Source organism: Paludibacterium purpuratum (assembly GCF_004363805.1).
GTDB classification, from domain to species: Bacteria; Pseudomonadota; Gammaproteobacteria; order Burkholderiales; family Chromobacteriaceae; genus Paludibacterium; species Paludibacterium purpuratum.
The window spans coordinates 77,420-98,455 of record NZ_SNZP01000015.1; the positions used below are offsets into that span (position 1 = coordinate 77,420).

At 62.9% G+C, this 21,036-nt stretch carries 25 protein-coding genes; 10 read left to right on the forward strand and 15 right to left on the reverse strand.

Translation table 11 applies throughout. The features are described 5' to 3' along the window. The first annotated feature begins 9 nt into the window (after positions 1-9). Positions 10-900, forward strand: coding sequence for a maltose ABC transporter permease MalG (gene malG, locus DFP86_RS16575; protein ID WP_133683317.1), 891 nt, complete (start codon positions 10-12; stop codon positions 898-900). Between the two features lie 98 nt (positions 901-998). On the opposite strand, the gene DFP86_RS16580 is transcribed toward malG, so the two are convergent. From DFP86_RS16580 to moaC, 7 genes are all read right to left on the reverse strand, one after another. After that, on the reverse strand, positions 999-1,862 hold the full coding sequence (locus DFP86_RS16580) for an ABC transporter ATP-binding protein (protein WP_166642312.1): 864 nt from the start codon (positions 1,860-1,862) through the stop codon (positions 999-1,001). Beyond that, positions 1,859-2,539, reverse strand: coding sequence for a molybdate ABC transporter permease subunit (modB, locus tag DFP86_RS16585; protein ID WP_208108372.1), 681 nt, complete (start codon positions 2,537-2,539; stop codon positions 1,859-1,861). The genes DFP86_RS16580 and modB overlap by 4 nt, the downstream gene beginning before the upstream one ends. Continuing rightward, positions 2,536-2,943 carry a TOBE domain-containing protein gene (locus DFP86_RS16590; RefSeq protein ID WP_133683321.1) on the reverse strand — a complete coding sequence of 136 codons (408 nt, stop codon included), beginning with the start codon at positions 2,941-2,943 and terminating at the stop codon, positions 2,536-2,538. Before DFP86_RS16590 ends, modB begins: the two co-directional genes overlap by 4 nt. Then, positions 2,940-3,683 carry a molybdate ABC transporter substrate-binding protein gene (modA, locus tag DFP86_RS16595; protein WP_133683323.1) on the reverse strand — a complete coding sequence of 248 codons (744 nt, stop codon included), beginning with the start codon at positions 3,681-3,683 and terminating at the stop codon, positions 2,940-2,942. The genes DFP86_RS16590 and modA overlap by 4 nt, the downstream gene beginning before the upstream one ends. A gap of 15 nt (positions 3,684-3,698) precedes the next feature. Then, positions 3,699-4,457 carry a TOBE domain-containing protein gene (locus DFP86_RS16600; protein WP_133683325.1) on the reverse strand — a complete coding sequence of 253 codons (759 nt, stop codon included), beginning with the start codon at positions 4,455-4,457 and terminating at the stop codon, positions 3,699-3,701. A 171-nt stretch (positions 4,458-4,628) separates the two neighbouring features. After that, positions 4,629-5,732: an AAA family ATPase gene (locus tag DFP86_RS16605; RefSeq protein ID WP_133683327.1), complete on the reverse strand. Its 1,104-nt coding sequence runs from the start codon at positions 5,730-5,732 to the stop codon at positions 4,629-4,631. Positions 5,733-5,798: 66 nt separating this feature from the next. Further along, the gene (moaC, locus tag DFP86_RS16610) at positions 5,799-6,278 is read right to left on the reverse strand and encodes a cyclic pyranopterin monophosphate synthase MoaC (RefSeq protein WP_133683328.1); all 480 of its coding nucleotides are present in this window, start codon (positions 6,276-6,278) and stop codon (positions 5,799-5,801) included. Positions 6,279-6,323: 45 nt separating this feature from the next. Here moaC and mobB point away from each other — a divergent pair, with 45 nt between their 5' ends. From mobB to DFP86_RS16635, 5 genes are read left to right on the forward strand one after another with little or no spacing between them, the layout of a single operon-like run. Beyond that, a complete protein-coding gene (gene mobB, locus DFP86_RS16615) occupies positions 6,324-6,818 on the forward strand; it encodes a molybdopterin-guanine dinucleotide biosynthesis protein B (protein WP_133683330.1) in 495 nt (164 codons plus the stop codon). Between the two features lie 11 nt (positions 6,819-6,829). After that, on the forward strand, positions 6,830-7,078 hold the full coding sequence (locus DFP86_RS16620) for a MoaD/ThiS family protein (RefSeq protein WP_133683332.1): 249 nt from the start codon (positions 6,830-6,832) through the stop codon (positions 7,076-7,078). 2 nt (positions 7,079-7,080) lie between these two features. After that, complete coding sequence (locus tag DFP86_RS16625; RefSeq protein WP_208108373.1) at positions 7,081-7,539, forward strand: molybdenum cofactor biosynthesis protein MoaE; 459 nt, start codon at positions 7,081-7,083, stop codon at positions 7,537-7,539. After that, positions 7,511-8,161, forward strand: a complete 651-nt coding sequence (gene mobA, locus DFP86_RS16630; RefSeq protein WP_133683336.1) for a molybdenum cofactor guanylyltransferase MobA — start codon at positions 7,511-7,513, stop codon at positions 8,159-8,161. Before DFP86_RS16625 ends, mobA begins: the two co-directional genes overlap by 29 nt. Positions 8,162-8,163: 2 nt before the next feature. Further along, the gene (locus DFP86_RS16635) at positions 8,164-9,354 is read left to right on the forward strand and encodes a molybdopterin molybdotransferase MoeA (RefSeq protein ID WP_133683337.1); all 1,191 of its coding nucleotides are present in this window, start codon (positions 8,164-8,166) and stop codon (positions 9,352-9,354) included. A 6-nt stretch (positions 9,355-9,360) separates the two neighbouring features. On the opposite strand, the gene DFP86_RS16640 is transcribed toward DFP86_RS16635, so the two are convergent. The 4 genes from DFP86_RS16640 to DFP86_RS16655 all read right to left on the reverse strand — a co-directional run bounded on the left by DFP86_RS16640 (position 9,361) and on the right by DFP86_RS16655 (position 11,609). Beyond that, positions 9,361-9,936: a hypothetical protein gene (locus tag DFP86_RS16640; protein WP_133683339.1), complete on the reverse strand. Its 576-nt coding sequence runs from the start codon at positions 9,934-9,936 to the stop codon at positions 9,361-9,363. Then, a complete protein-coding gene (locus tag DFP86_RS16645; protein ID WP_166642313.1) occupies positions 9,900-10,187 on the reverse strand; it encodes a DUF2325 domain-containing protein in 288 nt (95 codons plus the stop codon). The genes DFP86_RS16640 and DFP86_RS16645 overlap by 37 nt, the downstream gene beginning before the upstream one ends. Before the next feature lie 16 nt (positions 10,188-10,203). Further along, on the reverse strand, positions 10,204-11,202 hold the full coding sequence (locus tag DFP86_RS16650) for a sulfate ABC transporter substrate-binding protein (protein WP_133683344.1): 999 nt from the start codon (positions 11,200-11,202) through the stop codon (positions 10,204-10,206). 101 nt (positions 11,203-11,303) lie between these two features. After that, positions 11,304-11,609: a hypothetical protein gene (locus DFP86_RS16655; protein ID WP_133683345.1), complete on the reverse strand. Its 306-nt coding sequence runs from the start codon at positions 11,607-11,609 to the stop codon at positions 11,304-11,306. Between the two features lie 398 nt (positions 11,610-12,007). On the opposite strand from DFP86_RS16655, the gene DFP86_RS19375 reads away from it, so the two are divergent. After that, entirely contained in the window at positions 12,008-12,988 is a 981-nt protein-coding gene (locus DFP86_RS19375) for a diguanylate cyclase domain-containing protein (protein ID WP_166642314.1), read from the forward strand. Between the two features lie 13 nt (positions 12,989-13,001). Here the strand turns inward: DFP86_RS19375 and trpE are convergent, their stop codons facing one another. The 4 genes from trpE to rpe all read right to left on the reverse strand — a co-directional run bounded on the left by trpE (position 13,002) and on the right by rpe (position 16,769). Next, positions 13,002-14,465, reverse strand: a complete 1,464-nt coding sequence (trpE, locus tag DFP86_RS16665; protein WP_133683347.1) for an anthranilate synthase component I — start codon at positions 14,463-14,465, stop codon at positions 13,002-13,004. A 169-nt stretch (positions 14,466-14,634) separates the two neighbouring features. Beyond that, entirely contained in the window at positions 14,635-15,315 is a 681-nt protein-coding gene (locus tag DFP86_RS16670) for a phosphoglycolate phosphatase (RefSeq protein ID WP_133683349.1), read from the reverse strand. Positions 15,316-15,324: 9 nt separating this feature from the next. Next, positions 15,325-16,086, reverse strand: a complete 762-nt coding sequence (locus DFP86_RS16675; protein WP_243729424.1) for an SDR family NAD(P)-dependent oxidoreductase — start codon at positions 16,084-16,086, stop codon at positions 15,325-15,327. Further along, positions 16,086-16,769 carry a ribulose-phosphate 3-epimerase gene (gene rpe, locus DFP86_RS16680; RefSeq protein ID WP_133683352.1) on the reverse strand — a complete coding sequence of 228 codons (684 nt, stop codon included), beginning with the start codon at positions 16,767-16,769 and terminating at the stop codon, positions 16,086-16,088. The genes DFP86_RS16675 and rpe overlap by 1 nt, the downstream gene beginning before the upstream one ends. 124 nt (positions 16,770-16,893) lie before the next feature. Between rpe and apaG the strand changes: the two genes are divergently transcribed. The 3 genes from apaG (at position 16,894) to DFP86_RS16695 (ending at position 20,754) form a co-directional block, all read left to right on the forward strand. Beyond that, positions 16,894-17,274, forward strand: a complete 381-nt coding sequence (gene apaG, locus DFP86_RS16685; protein WP_133683354.1) for a Co2+/Mg2+ efflux protein ApaG — start codon at positions 16,894-16,896, stop codon at positions 17,272-17,274. A 25-nt stretch (positions 17,275-17,299) separates the two neighbouring features. Beyond that, a complete protein-coding gene (locus DFP86_RS16690) occupies positions 17,300-19,105 on the forward strand; it encodes an ABCB family ABC transporter ATP-binding protein/permease (protein WP_133683356.1) in 1,806 nt (601 codons plus the stop codon). A 197-nt stretch (positions 19,106-19,302) separates the two neighbouring features. Then, positions 19,303-20,754 carry an aminoacyl-histidine dipeptidase gene (locus DFP86_RS16695; protein WP_133683358.1) on the forward strand — a complete coding sequence of 484 codons (1,452 nt, stop codon included), beginning with the start codon at positions 19,303-19,305 and terminating at the stop codon, positions 20,752-20,754. Positions 20,755-21,036: the final 282 nt, after the last annotated feature.

The window sequence follows — 21,036 nt, forward strand, 5'->3', positions numbered from 1 at the left end:
GAGCCGACCATGGCCATGGTTCAAGATAAATCGCATCTCGGCAAAATCCTGGCGGCGCACGCCGGCCTGATCGCCTTCTTGCTGTTGACGATGTTTCCCTTCTTGATGATCGTCTCGATCTCGTTGCGACCGGGCAACTTCGCCTCCGGCAGCCTGATTCCCGACACCATCAGCTTCGAACACTGGAAACTGGCGCTCGGCTTTTCCTATACCGACGCCAGCGGCCGGCTGATCGCACCGCCGTTTCCCGTGCTGCACTGGCTGTGGAACTCGGTCAAGATCGCGCTGATCACCGCCAGCGTGGTGCTGTTGCTGTCCACCACCAGCGCCTATGCCTTCGCCCGGCTGAAATTCCGCGGTAAAGAGCTTGGCCTGTCGGCGCTTCTACTGGTGCAGATGTTTCCGGCCGTGCTGTCGCTGATCGCCATCTACGCCATTTTCGACGAGATCGGCAACTATGTGCCATGGCTCGGTATCGACAGTCACGGCAGCGTGATCCTGGCCTACGCCGGCGGTATTGCGCTGCATATCTGGACTATCAAGGGCTACTTCGACACCATTCCGGCCGAGATGGAAGAGGCCGCCATTGTCGACGGCGCCAGTCACTTCCAGGCTTTCTGGCACGTGCTGTTGCCGATGGCGCTGCCGATTCTGTGCGTGGTGTTCTTGCTGGCCTTTATCGGCGCCATCATCGAATATCCGGTGGCCTCCATCCTGCTGCACCAGGAACAAAACCTGACCCTGGCCGTCGGTTCGAAACTTTATTTGTACGAGCAGAATTATCTCTGGGGCGACTTCGCTGCCGCCGCCATCTTGTCGGGCCTGCCGATCACCTTGCTGTTCGTGGTGGCGCAGCGCTGGATGGTCAACGGCCTGAGCAGCGGCGGGGTCAAGGGGTAATCGGCGCGAGTGAGGCGCGCCGCGTTGTGAAGTGTCATCGCAGAACGGAGTCGATTTGCAGGGTCCCGTCAGACGGAGGCCCTGCCTTTTTTTGCCGGTTATTCCTCGGCTGCTGGCCACAGGCTAAGCGCGCCGGCCGACAGCACTACACGCTGTCCCGCCGTCAGGTCGCGCGCCTCGGCCGCATCGACCAGGACATCCACCATTTCCTGCCCCACCTGCACGCTGACCCGCCACAGCACGTCGGCAGGCTGAAGCGCCAAGACCGTGGCGTGCAATTGGCAGCGGCTGCGGTCGCCGGGGGCGTTCAAGAACAGCTCGGCCGGGGTGCCGGCGGCGGTGACGCGTCCTTGGGCGAACTGCAGAACATGGTCGGCCAGGCTGAAGACTTCGGCCAGGTCGTGGCTGACCAGCACCATGGTGAAACCGAAGCGCGTCTGCATCTCGCGCAACATTTGCCGCAGTTCGTGCCGTAAGGCTTGTTCCAGCGACGACAAGGGCTCGTCGAGCAGCAATAGTCGAGGCCGGCAGGCCAGCGCGCGCGCCAATGCCACGCGTTGACGTTGCCCGCCCGACAAAGTGGCCGGGCGTTGGTGTGCATAGGGTTCGAGGCCGGTCAATACCAGCAATTCTTCCACCAGCGGTCCGCCGTTGCGGCCAGCGCCGAAGGCGACGTTATCGCGCACCGAACGTTGCGGGAAGAGGGCGAAGTCCTGGAATACCATGCCGATGCCACGGCGTTGTACCGGCACTTGTCGCCGGCCGTCGAGCCAGATTTCGTCGCCGAAGGCGAGTCGCCCCCGGCGAGGCTGCTCTAGGCCGGCGAAGAGCCGCAGCAAAGTGGTCTTGCCGGCGCCGGAGGGTCCGAACACGGCGGTGGTTTTGCCTAGCGGCAGACTACCTTCGGCCTGTAGCCGGAAGGCGCCGGATTCGGCGCGGTGGTCGAAGGCGAAACGGATCATGGGTTGGCTCCATGCCGGTCGGCGTAGCGGCGTAGCAAATTGACCAGCAGTACCACGGAGAAGGCGAAGCCGCATAGGATGCCGGCGTAGACGTGGGCGGCGGGGTAGTTCATCTGCTCCACTTGCTGGTAGACCGCGATCGACGCCACCTGGGTGACGCCTGGGATGTTGCCGCCGATCATCAGCACCAAACCGAATTCACCGACCGTGTGTGCAAAACTCATCACCGCACCGGCCGCCAGCGCCGCGCGCACTCCCGGCAGTTCGACGGCGACGAAGGTGCCGAGTCGCGAGCGGCCCAATGTCCAGGCGGCTTCGCGCAGACTGGCCGGTTGCGCCGCCAGCGCCGCCGCGACCGGTTGCACCATGAACGGCAGGCTGAACAATACCGAGCCGAGCACCAGCCCGGGAAACGAAAACACCAGTTGCAGCCCGAGCGTCTCGCGCAACCAGCCGCCGAGGCTGCCGGTGGGCGACAAGAACAGCAACAGATAGAAACCCAGCACGGACGGCGGTAGAACCAGCGGCATCGAAACCAGGGTTTCCACCAATGGCTTGAGCGGCGAGCGGCGGTGCGCCAGCCAGCCGGCCAGCGGCACGCCGACCACGAGCAAGATCAGCGTGGTCAAGAGCGCCAGGCGGGCGCTGAGCCAGAGTGGTGCGAGATCGGGTATCACGACGCCTCTCCTTGCAGCAGTTGCATGTCGTTGGCTTTGATCAAAGCCAGCACCGCGACACCGGGCTTGAGCGCCAAGCGCTCGGCCGAACCGCGGGTGATCACCGCTTGCAAGGGGTGGCCGTCGAATGTCAAACCGACCCGGCTCAGCAACTCGCCGTGAGTGATCTTGTCGACCGTGCACGGTAGCAGGTTGCGGATGCTCAACTGGCCGGAAAGCGCATAGGCCAGCGCCACGTCGATTTCGCGAAACGCCAGCGTCACGTGCGCGCCGGGCTGCCAGTCGGGTGCCTGGCTATCGCCCAACATCAAGGCCGTGCAGCGCTGTGCGCCGACCTCGGCCTCCAGTAGCAAGATGCCGTCGGACTGGCGCAGCGCGGTGACGGTGGCGGGCAAGCGGTTCATGGCAGGCGGTAGCCGTAGCTTTGCAAGATGGCGCGTGCCGCCGGGCTTTGCAGATAGTCGAACAACCGCTTGGCGTCCGGATTGGCTGTCGATGGCTTGAGCAGCACCATGTCCTGGACGATCGGGTCGTGGCTTTCCTGCGGTAGCTCGACCCAATGCCCCTGGCCCTTCATCTGGGCCGACACCACCTGCGATTTTGCGACGAAACCGGCCTGCGCCGCGCCGCTGGCGACGAATTGCGCCGTCTGGCCGATGCTGTCGCCGGTGACCAATCTGGGTAGCACGCTATCGCGCAGATGGTAGTAATTCAGCGCATGCATGGCTTCCGTGCCGTAGGGCGCGGTTTGCGGATTGGCGACCGCTACCTTGCCGGAAGCGGTTTTCAGCCACGAATGCCAGTTCTTGCCGTCAAAGCCGCTATCGAGCGACCACAGCACCAGCGTGCCGATCGCGTAGGTTTTAGGTGCGTTCGCCGCGAAACCGGCGGCCTGCAGTTTTTGCGGGAAGGTGTTATCGGCGGACAGGAACAACTCGAACGGCGCGCCGGCCATCACCTGCGTGGCGAACTTGCCGGACGACGAATAAGACGGTTGCACCGCGACGCCGGTGTCGTGGGTAAAGGCTTTGGCGATGTCCTCGAAGGCATATTGCATATTGGCGGCCACCGCCACCTTGACTGGAGATGCCGAGGCGACCAGGGGCAGCAGGGCGAGTAGGGTACAGAGCAGCGTCTTTTTCATGGTGGTGTCCTAGTGTCAGGCCAAGGAGGCCAAAAGGATGTCGGTTGGGCTGATCAACGCGCAAGCAGGCGAGCCCGCTTCTAAAGCCAGCCGGTTCAGGGTGACGGTGTCCAGCATGGCGTGCAGCGTCATGCCGTGCGGCAGATCGAGCGTCACTTCGCTGTTGACCGTGCCGGGATGAATCTGCCCGATGCGGCCGCACAGGCAGTTGGGCAATGCGATATGCGGCGCCGCTTCGGGGTGCGCCAGTAAGACGGCGCCGGCTTTGAAAAAGGCCAGTACTTCGGTGCCCGGCGCCAGCTTCATCCGGCGACTGCTGTCGCGTGTGACGCTGACTTGCAGTGCCGCGCCATGAGCGAGTTCGACGGTGGCCAGGTCGTTGACCGCGCCGACGGCCAGCGCTGCCACACGGCCGAGGAATTGATTGCGGGCCGAAGTCTGCAGTCCCAAGCGCGCCAACAGTGCGCCTTCGTGCCGGCCGTCCAGCGTTTCGTCCAGCATGCTCGATAGGCGCTCTAGCAGGGCATCCGCCGCCAGCACCGCCTCGCCTCGCGTCGTCAAAACCGTACCGCCCCCGCCGGTGCCGCCGCTGACTCGGGTGAACAGTGGCTCGCGACTGGCGCGGTTCATGGCGTCGAGGATCTGCCAGGCGCCCTTGTAGCTCAGCCCGACTTGACGTGCGGCGGCGCTGATCGAGCCGGTGGCGCGTACCGCCGACAATAGCGCCAGGCGCTTACGGCGAGGGTCGGGTTGGGGGTGTGTTGAGCGCGGCATGATGGCGTTATGTATTAAAGTACATAACGATACGCCGAACGTATTGGATTGGCTAGTACGGTGACATGGCGCGCGCTGGGAGCGGCCGTCGGATTGGCGGCGGCATCGGTCGGAGGGCTGGGCCCTCCGCCTCTGGGAAAGGCCTTAGTCGGCCGTTAGCACAACGGCGCCTCATGACGAGGTTTCCTGTACCTGTGTTTCACCGTCTTGTATGGCGAGTGCAAACAATTTGACTGGGCGATGTCGTGCGATCAGTTGTGCTAGTCGGGGCGAGTGGCTCGTCACCCAGAGCTGGCTGTAGCGGCTGGCTTCGGCGATCAGCCGCGCCAGCGCCGGGAATAGGTCGGGGTGTAGACTGTTTTCGGGTTCGTTCAGTGCCATGAAGCCGGGAGGGCGTGGGCTAAGCAGTGCGACCGCCAAGCACAAAAAGCGCAGCGTGCCGTCGGAGAGTTCTGCCGCCTGCAATGGACGGTACAGGCCGTTGCGGTGCATCAGCATCTGGAAGCGACCGCTAGGCTGTACTTCTACACTGAAGGTGCAGTCCGGGAAGGCGTCGGATAGCACACTGTTCAGTATTTCGTCGTCGCCGATTTCCTGGATGGTCTGAAAGGCCGCCGCGAGGTTGGCACCATCGTGCGCCAGAATCGGGGAGCGGATACCCACTTGTGGTGCGCGTAGCGGCGAACCGGGCCAGACGGCGAACTCGTGATAGAAGCGCCAGCGCCGCATGGACTCGCGTAACTGAGAGATTTCCGGATACCGATGCGGCTCCGCGAGTTGGCCAAATAGCGATTCCTCTTCGTAAAGGCTGCCGGGATAAGTGACGCGTTCCCCCTCGACCGACAGCAGAAACGCCGCCTGATTGCGCCGCTCCAGTAACAAGGCGGAAGGACGGCGGCCCTGTCCGGCCAACCATAGGCTTTCCTCCTTGACCAGCGGGTCTAGCGAAAACAGGCTGATCCCTGGTGTTGGATAACTGAGTTGCAGTTCGTAATCGAATTCGTCGCTGCGTGTCGCCAGGATGATGCGTTTGGGCGCGGTTTTGCCCTGTCCTTTGCGTGGCGCTCCGGCCCAGATGGCGTTTTGCATGCCGCCTTCTTCCGCCAGTGCGATGGATAGCCGCCCGCAGGCGGCTTCGTGCAGCAGACGAACCGCTTTATACAGATTGGATTTTCCGCAACCGTTTGCGCCAACGATGACGTTGAGGGGTTCCAGTTCCAGGTGCAAGTTCCGAATGGAACGGAAACCCGTGAGAGTGAGCGAATGCAGGGTCATCTGGTTTTGCCATGAAGGAAAGTCCTAGGACTGGCCGGAGGGCAGTGATGCCGCCTCTGCCGGGGTTTACTGCTCGGCGCGCCAATGCCCGCTTTTCCCGCCCTGCTTCTCCAATAAGCGTACGCCGTCGATGCGCATGCCGCGGTCGACGGCCTTGAGCATGTCGTAGACCGTCAACAGGCCTGCCATGACGGCGGTGAGCGCTTCCATTTCCACGCCGGTGCGGCCGAGGGTTTCGGCGGTGACTTGCAGCGTCACGCGCGCGTTCGTCTCGTCCACGCTGAAGTCGGCGGCGACATGGGTCAGCGCCAGCGGATGGCATAACGGGATCAGTTGTGCGGTGTGTTTGCTGCCCTGGATCGCCGCCAGGCGCGCCACACCGATGACATCCCCCTTGCCGGCGCGGCCGTCCAGAACCAGTCGCAATGTGTCCGGTTGCATGGTGATGAATCCGGTGGCAGTGGCGCTGCGGCGGGTTTCCGCTTTTGCGCCGACATCGACCATGTGTGCCTGGCCTGCGTCGTCGAAATGGGTGAGCGAAGACATGAATGAATGGGCCTGTTAAATATAAAATCGGGTTAACATTACCATATGCAAAAAACCCTGGGTGTGATCGGTTGGTCCGGCAGCGGCAAGACCACCCTGATCGAACAATTATTGCCCCGACTCAAAGCGCGCGGTCTGCGTGTGTCGGTCATCAAACATTGCCACCATGCGCTGGCGCTCGATGTGCCCGGCAAGGATAGCCACCGCATGCGGCAGGCCGGCGCCAGCGAAGTGATGGTGTTGTCGCCTGCCGGCTGGGGCGTGTTCGCCGACGTCACCGAGGAACCGTCGTTGGCGGAGCAATTGTCGCATTTGAGCGCCGTCGATCTGGTGCTGCTGGAAGGGCAGAAACAGCTCGCGCTGCCGAAGCTGGAAGTCTATCGCCCGAGCGTCGGCAAGCCGCCGCGCTATCGGGACGACCCGGACATCGTCGCGGTAGCTTGCGACGAGCCGCTGGCGGCCGATCGGCCGGTGCTGGATTTGAACGATATCGAGGCCGTGGCGGACTTTATCGTCGCCTGGACACGGGCCTCGTGCTGAAGGAAGCCAATATGATACTCGTACGCTATTTCGGCGTGCTCAAGGATAAGCTGGGGCTGGAGCAGGAACGGCTCGACTGGCCAGGTGGTACGACTCGCGACCTGTTGACGCTGCTGCGCGCGCGCGGCGGCGATTGGGAGCAGGGGCTGGCACCGGGCCAAGTATTCCGTTTGGTGGTGAACCAAGCCATCGTGCGCGGCGACGCTGAGATTCCCGCCGATGCCGAAGTGGGGATTCTGCCGCCGGTGACCGGGGGTTGACTATGCAATTGTCGATCAGCGTGACGCAAGCGGCCTTCGATCTGGCTGTGGAAGAGGCTCGGCTCGCGGCCGAGGCCGGCGACGCCGGCGCGGTCGTCGCCTTCGTCGGGCGCGTGCGCGGCCAGGATGGCCCGGTGGCGTTGGCCTCGCTGTTTCTCGAACACTATCCCGGCGTGACCGAAAGCGAGATCGCCCGTATCGCCGGCGAGGCGGCGGCGCGCTGGCCGCTATTGGCTTGCCGGGTGGTGCACCGTGTCGGTCATCTGCTGCCAGGCGAGGGCATCGTGTTGGTCTTGATGGCCTCCTCTCACCGCCAGGCGGCCTTCTGTGCCGCCGAATTTCTAATGGATTACCTGAAAACCCAGGCGCCGTTCTGGAAGCGCGAATGCTTCGTCGACGGTAGTCAGCACTGGGTGGAGGCCAAGGCGACCGATGACGATGCCTGTCTGCGTTGGTCCTGAGCGCGCGGCTGTGGCCGGCCTGTTGTTGGCCGGCGGCGCCGGGCGCCGCATGGGCGGCGTCGACAAGGGCTGGCAGCTGTTGGCGGGTCGCGCGCTGGTAGAGCATGTGTTGGATCGGCTCGCGCCGCAGGTCGGGCCGCTTTGGCTCAGCGCCAACCGCTCGCTCGAACGCTACCGCAGCCTGGGGTTGCCGGTACTGCCGGATGACGCGTGTTGGACCGATATGGGACCGTTGGCCGGTTTGGCGACCCTGGCGCCGCATTTGCCTCCCTCCGTGGATTTTGTCCAACTGGCCCCTTGTGACACACCGTTGCTGCCAACCGATCTGGTGGCCAGGCTCTACGCGTTTCTGGCGTGCCACGCCGATTGCGCCGCCTGCTACCCGCAGACGTCCGACGGTCCGGAACCGGTGATGCTGCTGCTGCGGCGTGCTGCGTTGTCTGGCTTGCCGGACTATCTACGCCAAGGAGGGCGCAGCTTGCGCGGCTGGCTTGCCGCCTGTGGCGGTGCGGCCGTGCCCTTCGACGCCTCGACGGCTTTCGCCAACGCCAACGATCCCGACAGCCTGCAGCGGCTGGATCTTTTGTTGCGCGCCGCCACGGTGCGCGATTCCGGAGCTTGATAATGATGGATTACTACCAGGCGCTCGACGCGCTGGCACAAGCGCTGCCGCCGCTGGCCGACAGCGAAACCTTGCCGCTAGCGGCGGCAACGGGCCGGGTGTTGGCCGAGCCGCTGTCGGCTAGGCTCGATACGCCGGCCTTCGACAATAGCGCCATGGATGGCTACGCGCTGGCCGATCCGGCCGGCACCTTGACGCGCTTCGCGCTGGTCGGGCGCACCGCCGCGGGCGACACACCGGCGGCAGCCCTGCAAGCGGGCGAGGCGCTACGGATTTTTACCGGCGCACCGCTACCCCCCGGTGCGACTGCCGTGGTGCCGCAGGAGTATGCACGGCTCGAAGGCGGACAGCTACAGCTTGAAGCCCCGTTGCCGGTAGGACGCAATATTCGTCGCCAGGCGGAAGAGTTTGCCGCTGGGGCGGCGTTGTTGGCTGCTGGCAGCCGGCTTGGTCCCGCTGCCATTGCGTTGGCCGCAAGCCAGGGCTATGTCGCGCTGCCGGTGCGCCGTCGGCTGCGTGTGGCGGTGTTCTCCAGCGGCAATGAATTGTGCGAGCCGGGTGACGCGCTGGCGCAGGGCAAGATTTACGATGCCAATCGCTATCAGTTGTTGGCCTGGCTCGCCGCCTGGCCGGTCGAGGTGGTCGATGGCGGCATACTGCCGGACAGCTTGGCCGAGACACGTGCGCGGCTGGCCGAGGTGGCCGACGGGGTGGACGTGATTCTGACCAGTGGCGGCGCGTCGGTTGGCGAGGAAGATCATCTCAAGGCGGCGTTATGCGCCATCGGCCAGCTCGATGCCTGGAAACTGGCCATCAAACCCGGCAAGCCGTTCGCTTGGGGTCGGGCCGGCGCGGCGCATGTATTCATGTTGCCAGGTAATCCGGTGGCGACCTTTGTCACCTTTCACCTGCTGGTGGCGCCGGCCTTGCGTTGCCTGAGCGGGGTGTCGCCTGCGCGCCCGGCGAGCCTGCGCGTCCGCGCCGCCTTTGCCCGCGCAGGCGGCGAGGCGCGACGGGAGTTTCTGCGTGCCCGTCTCGGCATCGGCGCCGATGGTTTGCCCGAGGCGACACCGCTTTTTGGCCAGGGCTCGGCCATGTTGAGCGCCTGCGCCGAGGCGGATTGTCTGTTGGAGGTGCCGCCGGCGACCGCGGTGGCGGTCGGCGATTGGTTGACGGCCTTTCCGTTGGCTTGACCGGCGTTACGCGACCTGCGGCGGGTCTAGCCGACGCGGCCCGTCAATGTCGTCGAGTGCGGTGACGAAGCCGTTGTCCCGGTAGCTGGCGGCGATGCGCGCGAGTCGTTCGGGCTCGGCCGCAAGCGTAGCGGGTAGCATGATGCCGATGCGGCAAGGCAGCGCCAAGCGTTCGACAATATCGCGAAAGACCGTGCCGTGGCCCTCGGGCACGCCGTCGATCAGCGCGCGGCTGACCGGTAGGTAGATGGTTTGCGCCGGCCGGGCGCGGCTTAGCAGGTTGAGCAGGTGCACCGAGCGGGCGAAACGGTCGAGCACCACGGCGGTTTCGCTGGCACGGCACAGGGCGATGACCGTGTCTTCCCTCACTGCCTGACCGGTCGGCGCGCGGTAACGCGTGTGCGCCAGCCACATATCCGGCCGCGGCCGGCGCAATTCGGTTTCGACCCGATGCTTGAGAAACAGGCCGGCGTAGCCGCCATCGGCGTCGGCCACGATGGGAAAGTGGCTGAAGTAGTGCGACTGGACTTGGCGGATAAAGAAGCTCAATCGGTCGTCGCCCATGTCGTCGTCTTTCGCCATTGCGCACCGGCCTTGCGGCCGAAGTATTCCACCGGCCAATCCTGCCGGCCGGCCTCCTGGCGTACCCGCTTGCACAGGTTGTGATTGACGTAACCCAGCATGACGACGATCAGATCCACATGGAGCGGGAAGGTGCGACGGCAGTCGCCGGTCTTGCGCCCTTCCCAGTGCTCGACTTGATCGTAGCCGCGTAGCGCCAGTTGGCGCCGCACGGTCTCCACGGTATCGCCGCCGACAATCAGTGCTCTCATCGCGCATCCTCCCGGTTTACTGCCCCTGGATTTGGTCGAAAATGCCGCCATCGTTGAAATGCTTCGCTTGGGTCTTGCGCCAATCGCCGAAAGTCTCCTTGAAGGTGAACAGCTTCAGTTGCGGGAACTGGGCGCGGTACGCTGCGGCGATCTTGCTGTCCTGCGGCCGATAGTAATGTGCGGCCGCCAGCGTTTGGCCTTGCGGCGAATACAGATATTTCAGATAGGCTTCGGCGACCTTGCGCGTGCCGTGGGCGTCGACGTTCTTGTCGACCACCGCCACCGGCGGTTCGGCCAGAATGCTTTCCGACGGTGTCACGATCTGCACTTTGTCCGGTCCGAGTTCCTTGATCGATAGCAGCGCCTCATTCTCCCAGGCCAGCAATACGTCGCCCTGGCCGCGCTCGACGAAGCTGATGGTGGCGCCGCGCGCGCCGGCATCCAGGATCGGCACGTTCTTGTAGAGCGCCTTGACGAAGTTCTTGGCGGCGGACTCGTTGCCTTTGTTGTGGTGCAGCGCGTAGCCCCAGGCCGCCAGATAGTTCCAGCGCGCACCGCCGGACGTTTTCGGGTTGGGGGTGATGACCTGGATGCCGGGTCGGATCAGGTCGTTCCAGTCGCGGATGTGCTTGGGATTGCCCTTGCGCACCAGGAAGACGATGGTCGAGGTGTAGGGCGAGCTGTTGTTGGGCAGCCGCACTTGCCAGTTTTGGGCCAGTAGTCCTCGATCCGCCAGGGTGTCGATGTCGTAGCCGAGTGCCAGCGTGGCGACGTCGGCGCCAATACCGTCCAGGATGGCGCGCGCCTGTTTGGCGGAACCGCCATGCGATTGGCGCACGGTGACGGCTTGACCGCCGGTCTTTTTCCAGTAATCGGCGAATGCCTTGTTGTAACTTTGATAGAACTCGCGCGTCGGATCGTAGGACACGTTCAGTAGCGTGACGTCGGCGTAAGCACCGCTCAGACTCAGGGCCAGCGGCAGGGCATGGGCCCAGCGTAGGGTGGGGCGAGGCATCGGCATCTCCGTGCGGTGGGTATGACGGAGAGTCTAATGCAAATTACTTATTCCAACAAAATGGCTTTTTTCTATTTTTTTATTCTTTTATGGAATAAAAATTATTCAGATGCGGGCGTGAGGAAGCGCTTGATGCGATGGATCGGCGCCACGCTTTTCTTGCCGGATGCGTCCGTCTTCTTGATGGCGATCTTCTTAGCGGGCTTCTTGCTGGAGGATTCCGCGCGGTGGATGTGCACCGGCGGGGCGGCCTCGTCGTCGTCCATGTCCATATCGGGCACAGCGCGGCCCGATGCGGTGCTCTGAACCACGGCGCTGGCGTTGTTGGTGGCGGTTGGCTTCGGCACGGGCATGGCCTGCGCCGCTCCCAGCACAATCAGCAATGCCGCCGTAATCAGTCTCTTCACGGTCGGGTCCTGTCTTCTGCTGGCAAGTGGGTTATCGTCTTGCCGGCATTTGTCTCTACGGTGGCACCCATCGATGGGTGCGGTGAACCTGCCTTTAGTCGTTTGCGAGGCCAGTTGGCCCGCGCGCTGTCGACGGGACAGGTTTTTATGCCAAGAATCGGCTTTGATTTGAATGAATTATCGGAAACGGCCTGAGTAGCGTCTGTTGGGCGAATGTGTTGATATGTAATGGAATGTACATATATCGCCGTGGCAAAAGGCCGAGCGGCTTGCATTCGTGGCGACAATCGCCGATACCGGAGAATAGGTTGCGATGCCGCGCGGAGGGGGGAGGCGGCCGATCGACCGTGTTGTGAGTGCTTTTGCCGGCCGTGTCCGGCTTTTCAATCAGGTTTGCTATGCTGCCAGCCCCCGTCCCCGAGAATGAGTCGTTACGGCTTGCCGCACTCGATTCCTTCGATCTGCTGTACACCCCGGCCGAAGAGCGCTTTGACCGGCTGACCCGTGTGGCGGCACAGGCATTGTCGATGCCGATCGCGTTGATCTCGCTCGTGGGGCGCGAACAGCAGTGGTTCAAGTCGCGCGTCGGCTGCGCCTGGTCGGAAACCCCTCGCCCCCTGTCCATCTGCGCACACGCCATCTTGCTCGATGATGCACTGGTGGTGCCCGATATCCTGCTGGATCACCGGTTTCACGATTATCCCCTGGTGGGCGGCGTGCCGGACGTGCGTTTCTATGCCGGCGTGCCGTTGCGGCTGGCCTTCGGTTTCAAGGTGGGAACGTTATGCGTTATGGACACCCAACCGCGTACCTTGGACGCCAACCAGCTCACCACCTTGCTCGACCTGGCGCGCGCGGTGGAGGAAACCTTGCTGCAAGACCGCATGGCGCAGGCGCACCCGAGCGAGGGCGGCCTGATGTCCTGCAGTCAGCGGCCCTCGCTGTTGGATGCCGCCAGCGGCTGCTGGAACCGGGCCGGTTTCGAGGCGTTGTTGCAGGCCGAAGCAGCTCATGCTCGCCAGCATGAGCTGCCGTTCGCTTTGTTGATGTTGTCGGTGGAGGGATTGTCGGCCGACGAGCCGGTGTTGGTCGCCGAGGTGGCCAGCCGGCTGCGACGCGTGCTGCAGGGTGCCGGCATTGTGACGCGTTTTTCGCCCGAGTCGTTCGTATTGCTGATTTCCCCGTGCGACAAGCCGATGCTCGGCCGGATTCAGCGCCGGGTGCGCGCCGCGATTCAGGAGCGGCCGTTTTCCGGCCGGGCCGTGACAGTCAGTTGCGGCGGGGCCATGGTCGGCTATCCTGGCTTCGATGTGGCGTTGGCGCTGGTCGATGCCGATCGGCGCCTACAACAAGCGCGCCGTCGGGCCGGGGCGATGTGACGTTGCCTGGGCCTTATGCATCCAGCCCGTTTTGCACCATCTCCGCCGCGCGGATCAGCGCGCGCGCCTTGTTTTGCGTTTCCTGCCATTCCGACTGGGGTACCGAATCGGCGACGATGCCGGCGCCGGACTGCACGTACAGCATGCCGTCCTTGACGATGCCGGTACGGATGGCGATGGCCAGATCCATCTCGCCGCTGAAGGCCAGGTAGCCGACCGCGCCGCCGTAAATGCCGCGTTTGCTCGGCTCAAGTTCGTCGATGATTTCCATGGCGCGGATCTTCGGTGCGCCCGATAGCGTGCCGGCCGGAAAGGTGGCGCGGATCACGTCGATGTTGGGTACGCTGTCGTCGATCGCACCCTCCACGCTCGACACGATGTGCATCACATGCGAGTAGCGTTCGATCACCATTTTGTCGGTCAGCTGTACCGAGCCGGTATCGGCCACTCTGCCGATGTCGTTGCGCCCCAGGTCGATCAGCATGACGTGTTCGGCGATCTCCTTCGGGTCGGCGAGCAGTTCCTCGGCCAGTGCCTGATCCGATTCGGGCGTCGCGCCACGCGGCCGCGTACCGGCTAGCGGCCGTACCGTGACCGTGCCGCCGCCTCGGCGTACCAGGATCTCCGGCGAGGAGCCGATCACATGGAAGTCGCCGAAATGATAGAAAAACATGTAAGGCGACGGATTGAGGCTGCGCAGCGCTCGATACAGCGCCAGCGGCGGTTCCTGATACTGCATCTGCATACGCTGCGCCAGAACCACCTGCATGATGTCGCCGGCCAGGATGTAGCGTTTGCACTGCTCGACCGCGCGCATGAAGGCTTCGGCCCCGAACTCCGATATCGCAAGGCTTTTCTTGCCCGGCAGCGACAGGGGAATGTCCACCGGATTGCGCAGCTGGGCACGCAGTTGGCCAAGGCGGGCATGGGCACGGAAGTAGGCATTTTCCTGTGCAGGGTCGGCATACACCACCAGGTACAGCTTGCCTGACAGGTTGTCGAAAACGGCGACTTCTTCGGATAACAGCAGCAGGATGTCGGGCGTATCGACCGTGTCCGGTTTGTCGGTTTCGGCCAGGCGCTTTTCGATATGGCGCACTGTGTCGTAGCCGAAATAACCGACCAGACCGCTAGGCGTGCGCGGTAGGCCATCGACCGGGGCGGCGCGGAAACGTGCTTGGTACTCTTTGATGAAGTCGAGTGGATTGCCGTGATAGGACTCGACGACGGTATCGTCTTCTTCGACCTGTAGCGTACTCTGTTTGACGCGCAGCCGCGTGCGGCAGGGCAGGCCGATGAACGAGTAGCGACCGAAGCGCTCGCCGCCGACGACGGATTCGAGCAAGTAGGAATAGGGTTGATTGGCCAGCTTAAGATAGACCGACAGCGGGGTGTCCAGGTCGGCGAACAACTCCAGTACGACGGGAATACGGTTGTAGCCGCGACGCGCCAGGTCGTCGAACTCGCTCTGTTTCATGTTGGTCGTTGTCCCTGAGTTTGTTATATGCAGCCAGTGATAGCCACTCAATTGGCGTATGGTTTTAAACCATTCTTGCCGAATTCACAGGGGAAGTAAATCGGGACGCCGGCACCTGCCTGTCCGGTGTGCTGACCGGCCGGACACGCAGGTGCAAGGCGATGAAGCGTCAAATAGCCGGCGCCGGCGGTTTGATCATGTCGTACAAGGATTCCAGTGTGTCGAGCGCCAAATCGGCGCCGAGACTGTCGGCATCGGCGTAGCCATAGCGCATCAAGGCGACCGGGCAACCGGCATTGCGCGCCGCCAGCACATCGTTGGCCGAATCGCCGACCATCAAGAGTTCGCTCGGTTGCACGCCGAACGCTTGGCAAGTGTGGGTGAGCGGCAGTGCCGACGGTTTTTTCTCCGGCAGGGTGTCGCCGCCGATGATCAGCGCGAAATCATCCGCCAAGCCAAGCTCTTGCAGTAGCGGCTGCGCCAAGCGCTCGGATTTATTGGTCACCACGGCGAGCGGCAATTGCAGCGCCTTGAGTAGCCCCAGCGCGGTGGTGACACCGGGGTAGACCGTGGTGTGCACCGTCAGGTGCTGGCGGTAGTATTGCACGAAGAATCGGAAGCCTTGCTCCCATTGCTCATGGGCCGCCAGTGTGTCGCGCTCATCGGTGATGGCCCGATGCACCAGGCTTGCGATGCCGTCGCCGACATGTTCGCGGATACGTGCGTGTTGCAATGCCGGCATGCCCAGGTGATCGCGCATGGCGTTGGCGGCGGCGATCAGGTCGGGCAGAGAGTCGACCAGGGTGCCGTCGAGATCGAAGGCGATCGCTTTGATGTGTTCGAGTTTCATTTTTGTCATTCAGTCGGAAACCAGGGGAAGGTTGCGCAGATCGACGACCGGTTCGCGGCCGAAGTCGGCGCTGCGTAAATAACGCAGGATACGGTGTGCCGCCTCGCCCGCATCGGTCAGTTCGCCATCGGCCTTGAGCGCATCGAAGCGCGGCTTGAGCGGAAACTGGCGTGGATCGGCGGCGCGGATGGTCGCTTGCATATCGGTGTCGACCACACCCGGATAGAGCGCCGCCACGCGTGCGCCGTGCGGCAGCTCGGTCTGTTCCAGCGCGACATGGCGGCTGAAGTGATCGAGTCCCGCCTTGCCCGCGCCATAGACGCCCCAGCCGGGGTAGGCCTTGGCCGCGGCACCGGACGAGATGTTCAGTAGCCGCACATCGGGCGACAACGCCGGTGCTGCGGCCAGAAAGGCATTGGCCAATAACACCGGGCTGATCAAGTTGATGTGCAAGGCGTCGATGACCGCCTCGGGAGGGTATTCCCCCGCCGGCGCCATTGGTGCGACCACGCCGGCATTGTTGATCAAGTCGATCGACTCGAACGGCCCCGGGCCGAGCGCGGCAAGCAAGCGCGGCATCAACGAGGCGGTCTCCCCGGCGTTCGCCAGGTCGGCCTCGACGAAGCGGAAGCGGCCGGGAAGGTCGGCGCCGAGTCCGTGCGGCACATGGCGCGCCACGCCCACCACGGTCGACGACGGGTCGGTCAATAGCTTGCGCGTCAGCGCCAGGCCAAGACCGCGCGAGGCGCCGGTGATGAGATAGGCGCGCATCAGACCGCTCCGGCCAGCGCTCGGCGCATGGCCTCGATGGCGACGCGGTAGTCGGGCGCATTGTAGACGGCCGAGCCTGCGACGAAGGTGTCGGCGCCGGCGCGGGCGATCTCGGCGATGTTATCGGCCTTGACGCCGCCATCCACCTCCAACCAGATTTCGCCGCCGTGCTTGGCGGTCCAGGTGTCGATGCGCGTGCGCGCCGCACGGATCTTGTTCAGGCTTTCGGCAATGAACGATTGACCGCCGAAACCCGGGTTGACCGACATGATCAGCACCATGTCGATCTTATCCATCACATGATCCAGGTAATGCAGCGGCGTGGCGGGATTGAACACCAGGCCGGCTTTGCAGCCGTGGTCGCGGATCATGGACAGCGTGCGGTCGATATGCTCGGACGCTTCCGGATGGAAGGTGATCATGTTGGCCCCGGCCTTGGCGAACATCGGCACCAGGCTATCGACCGGTTTGACCATCAGGTGCACGTCGATCGGCGCTTCGGTATGCGGGCGAATCGCCTGGCAGACCATCGGCCCCATGGTGAGGTTGGGGACGTAGTGATTGTCCATCACGTCGAAATGGATGATATCCGCGCCGGCGTCGATCACATTGCGGACTTCCTCGCCCAGGCGGGCGAAGTCGGCGGACAGTAGGCTCGGAGCGATGCGATAGGTCGGTTGCATGGCGATGGCGGTGGTAGTGTTTCGGGAGAGCGTATTGTAACGCGCCCCATGCGGCTTGTTCGGATAATATAATGAGGAAAATCCTCGCAGCATCGCGCGGCATCAGAAGACAAGAGGAGTGACCATGTCGGACAAGCAACTGGCATTTCAGGTGGAGCCCGAAGCCTCCTACGCAGAAGAACAATCGGACGTGGCGACCGACGTCTACGTCTTTCACTACCATATCCGTATCACCAATACCGGCAAGATCGCCGCCCAACTGATCAGCCGTCACTGGATCATTACCGACGCCAACGAGCAGGTGCAGGAGGTTCGCGGCATGGGCGTGGTGGGCGAGCAGCCGCGCATCGAGCCCGGGCAGAGCTACGAATACAGCAGCGGCGCCACGCTGGGCACGCCTTACGGCAGTATGCGCGGTCGCTACCACCTTGTGAGCGACGACGGTCAACGCCACGAGGTCGAAATACCGGAAATGCAATTGGTCGCCCCCCGCGTGCTGCATTGATCCCCCGCTCAATCAAGGCCCCCACATGCGCTTTACGCACCATGGTCCGGCACCGACCGGCCGCCACGACTGGCAGACGCTGAAAACACTGTTTCCCTATTTGCTGCAGTTCAAGTGGCGCTTGGGATTGGCGCTGTCCTGTCTGATCTTGGCCAAGGTGGCCACGGTCACCACGCCCTTGTATCTGAAGCACGTCATCGACGGACTGTCTGTGCCGGCGACCTTGGTGGCGGTGCCGGTGGCCGCGCTGATCGGTTACGGCTTCGCCCGGCTGATGTCGAGCTGGCTGGCCGAATTGCGCGACGCCATTTTCGCCAAGGTCATCCAGGGTACGGTACGCACCGTGGCGCGTTCGGTGTTTCAACATCTGTTCCGGCTGTCGTTGCGCTTTCATCTGTCGCGCCAGACCGGCGGCATGACCCGCGATATCGAGCGCGGCACGCGCGGTATCGGTTTCCTGCTCAACTTCGCGGTGTTCAACATCCTGCCGACTTTGCTGGAAATCGCCATGGTGACCGGCATTCTGCTGTCGCGTTATCAGGGGTGGTTCGCCGTGGTGACGCTCGGCACCATCGTGGTCTACATCGGCTTCACCTTGTCGGTGACCGAATGGCGCACGGTCTTTCGCCGCAGCATGAACGACCTGGATTCGCGCGCCAATGCCCGTGCCATCGATGCATTGATCAACTTCGAGACCGTCAAGTATTTCAACAACGAACGCTACGAGTCCGAGCGCTATGACCACAATCTGGCCGATTGGGAGGCGTCCGCGATCAAGAACCAAGTATCGCTGTCGATGCTGAACGCCGGGCAAGGCGCCATCATCGCCCTCGGCGTGACGCTGGTCATGGCCATGGCGGCGCGCGGGGTGGTGCGGCACGATATGACCGTCGGCGACGTGGTGCTGGTGGCGACCTATATCACCCAGCTCTACGCGCCGCTTAATTTCCTCGGCTTTATCTATCGCGAGATGAAGCACTCGCTGGCCGATATGGAGCGTATGTTCGTCATCATGGAGGCCGGCGCCGAAGTGGTCGACCGGCCCGGCGCCAAGACGCTGGCGTCGCGCGATGTGGCCGTGCGCTTCGAGGATGTCGACTTCGGCTACGAACCGGATCGCCAGATTCTGCATCGACTGAGCTTCGAGATCCCTGCCGGCAGCACGCTGGCGGTGGTGGGCGCCAGCGGCGCCGGCAAGTCGACATTGGCGCGGCTGATGTTCCGCTTCTACGATCCGACCGCCGGGCGCATCGCCTTCAACGATATGGATACCCGCGATTTGACGCAGGATTCGCTGCGCGCGCACATCGGTATCGTTCCTCAGGATACGGTGCTGTTCAACGACAGCATCTATTACAACATCGCCTATGGCCGGCACGACGCCACGCGCGAAGAAGTGATCGAGGCCGCGCGCTCGGCGCACATCCACGATTTCGTCATGGGCTTGCCGCAAGGCTACGATACCCAGGTGGGCGAGCGCGGCCTCAAGTTGTCCGGCGGCGAGAAGCAGCGCGTGGCCATTGCCCGCACGCTACTGAAAAATCCGCCGATCCTGATTTTCGACGAGGCGACCAGCGCGCTCGATTCCCGTACCGAAAAGGCCATTCAACACGAATTGGCCGACATCGCCGCCAACCGCACCACGCTGATGATCGCCCACCGGCTCTCCACGATCGTCGACGCCGACCGCATCCTGGTACTGGATGGCGGGCGGGTGATCGAGGAGGGTACGCATCGCGAATTGCTCGCGCGCCAAGGGCGCTATGCCGAAATGTGGCGTCTGCAGCAGGAACGGCGGGACGATGCCGCGGTGCTTGAGTTGGGTCAATAAGCTTTCTGTTATTTTCGACCTCAGCGTGGTACAGTCGGATCATCCCCATGAAAATGGCATTAGATCCAGTTAATGGGTATGCGTCGCGTGCTGGCAGGTCCCTTACCGCCCGACGGCTCTCCCGCAGAACCGCTCGTATGCACGGCGCCATTTGCAACCAGCTCACATAGCTCACATAGCTCATAGGAAGTAGCGCAATGGTTATTGCCGAACTCGAACCCAAAGCGGTCTGGGAACATTTTCAGACCCTGTGCGACATCCCGCGTCCTTCAAAACACGAAGAACAAGTACGCGATTATCTCAAGGGCTGGGCCGACCTGAACGGCCTGGATTCCACGATCGATGCCGCCGGCAACCTGATTATCCGCAAGCCGGCCACCCCGGGCATGGAAAACCGTGTCGGCGTGGTCATGCAGGGTCACCTCGACATGGTGTGCCAGGCTAACACCGGTACCGAACACGACTTCTTCAAAGACCCGATCCGCCCGGTACTGCAAGACGGTTGGCTGGTCGCCGAAAATACCACCCTCGGCGCCGACAACGGCATCGGTGTGGCGCTCGCCATGGCGGCGCTGGTTAGCACCGACATCCAGCACGGCCCGATCGAGGCGCTGTTCACCCTGGACGAAGAGCAGGGCATGGGCGGCGCGCTCAACCTGGAAACCGGCCTGCTCAAGGGCAAGTTCATGCTCAACCTCGATACCGAGGAATGGGGTCAGTTCTACATGGGTTGCGCCGGCGGTATCGACGTTAACGTCGAACGCAAATTCGCTACCCGCGCAGTACCGGCCGGCTATCAGGTCGCCAAGTTGTCTGTGACCGGTTTGCGCGGCGGCCACTCCGGTGCCGATATCCACCTCGGCCGCGGCAACGCCAACAAGATTCTGTTGCGTACCCTCAATGACCTGGGTCGCGAAACCGATCTGTGCCTGTCCTCGTTCACCGGCGGTACCGCCCGCAACGCACTGGCGCGCGAAGCCTTTGCCGTGGTGGCCTTCCCCGCGGCCGACCAGGACAAGGTGGCGGGCCTGCTCGACAGCCTGCAGCAAGTCCTGCGCGACGAGTTGACCGGCATCGACGACGGCGTGGCGCTGAGCTGTGCCTCGGCCGAAGCTGCAACGGTGATGGCCGTCGACGATCAGAAGGCGATCTTGTCGGCGCTGCATGCCGCGCCGCACGGCGTCAAGAGCATGAGCCAGCGCGTTACCGGCGTGGTTGAAACCTCGAACAACCTGGGCGTGATCCGCATCGGCGACGGCAAGTTGTTCTGTAACTTCATGGTTCGCTCGCTCAACAACTCCGGCACCATGATGCTGGCCCACGAGGTCATCAGCCTGTTCTCGTTGATCAATGCCGAGATCACTACCGAAGGCGGCTACCCGGGCTGGGCACCGAATCCGGAATCCAAGCTGCTGGCACTGTGCCGCGCGATGTACCAGCGCGACTTCAAGGCCGAATCGCAGGTCAAGGTCATCCACGCCGGCCTGGAGTGCGGCATCATCGGCGACAAATACCCGCAGATGGACATGGTGTCCTTCGGCCCGAACATCCGCGGCGCGCATGCCCCGGGCGAACGCGTCGAAGTCGCTTCGGTCGGTTACTGCTGGGATCTGGTCAAGTCGATCCTGGCCGAGGTGCCGGCGGCCTGATTTCCGGTTTGGAAATATTGGTCACGAAACGCCGATCATGAGATCGGCGTTTTTCTTTTGGTATTAATTTTATTATTATTTAATTGTGTAAATAATAATAAAATTCGACGCCAATCTATTTTTAGCTTGAAATAATATGAATGATCCGGATAAAATGCCGGACATCGTCATCTTGCTCGCAAGATGCTTTTTTCAACCAATACGGAGACCCTTCATGCCGACCGAGCCTGAGCCCTATCCGTATTGGTGTGCCTGCCGTATTCCCGCCTGATTTCTGTCCCT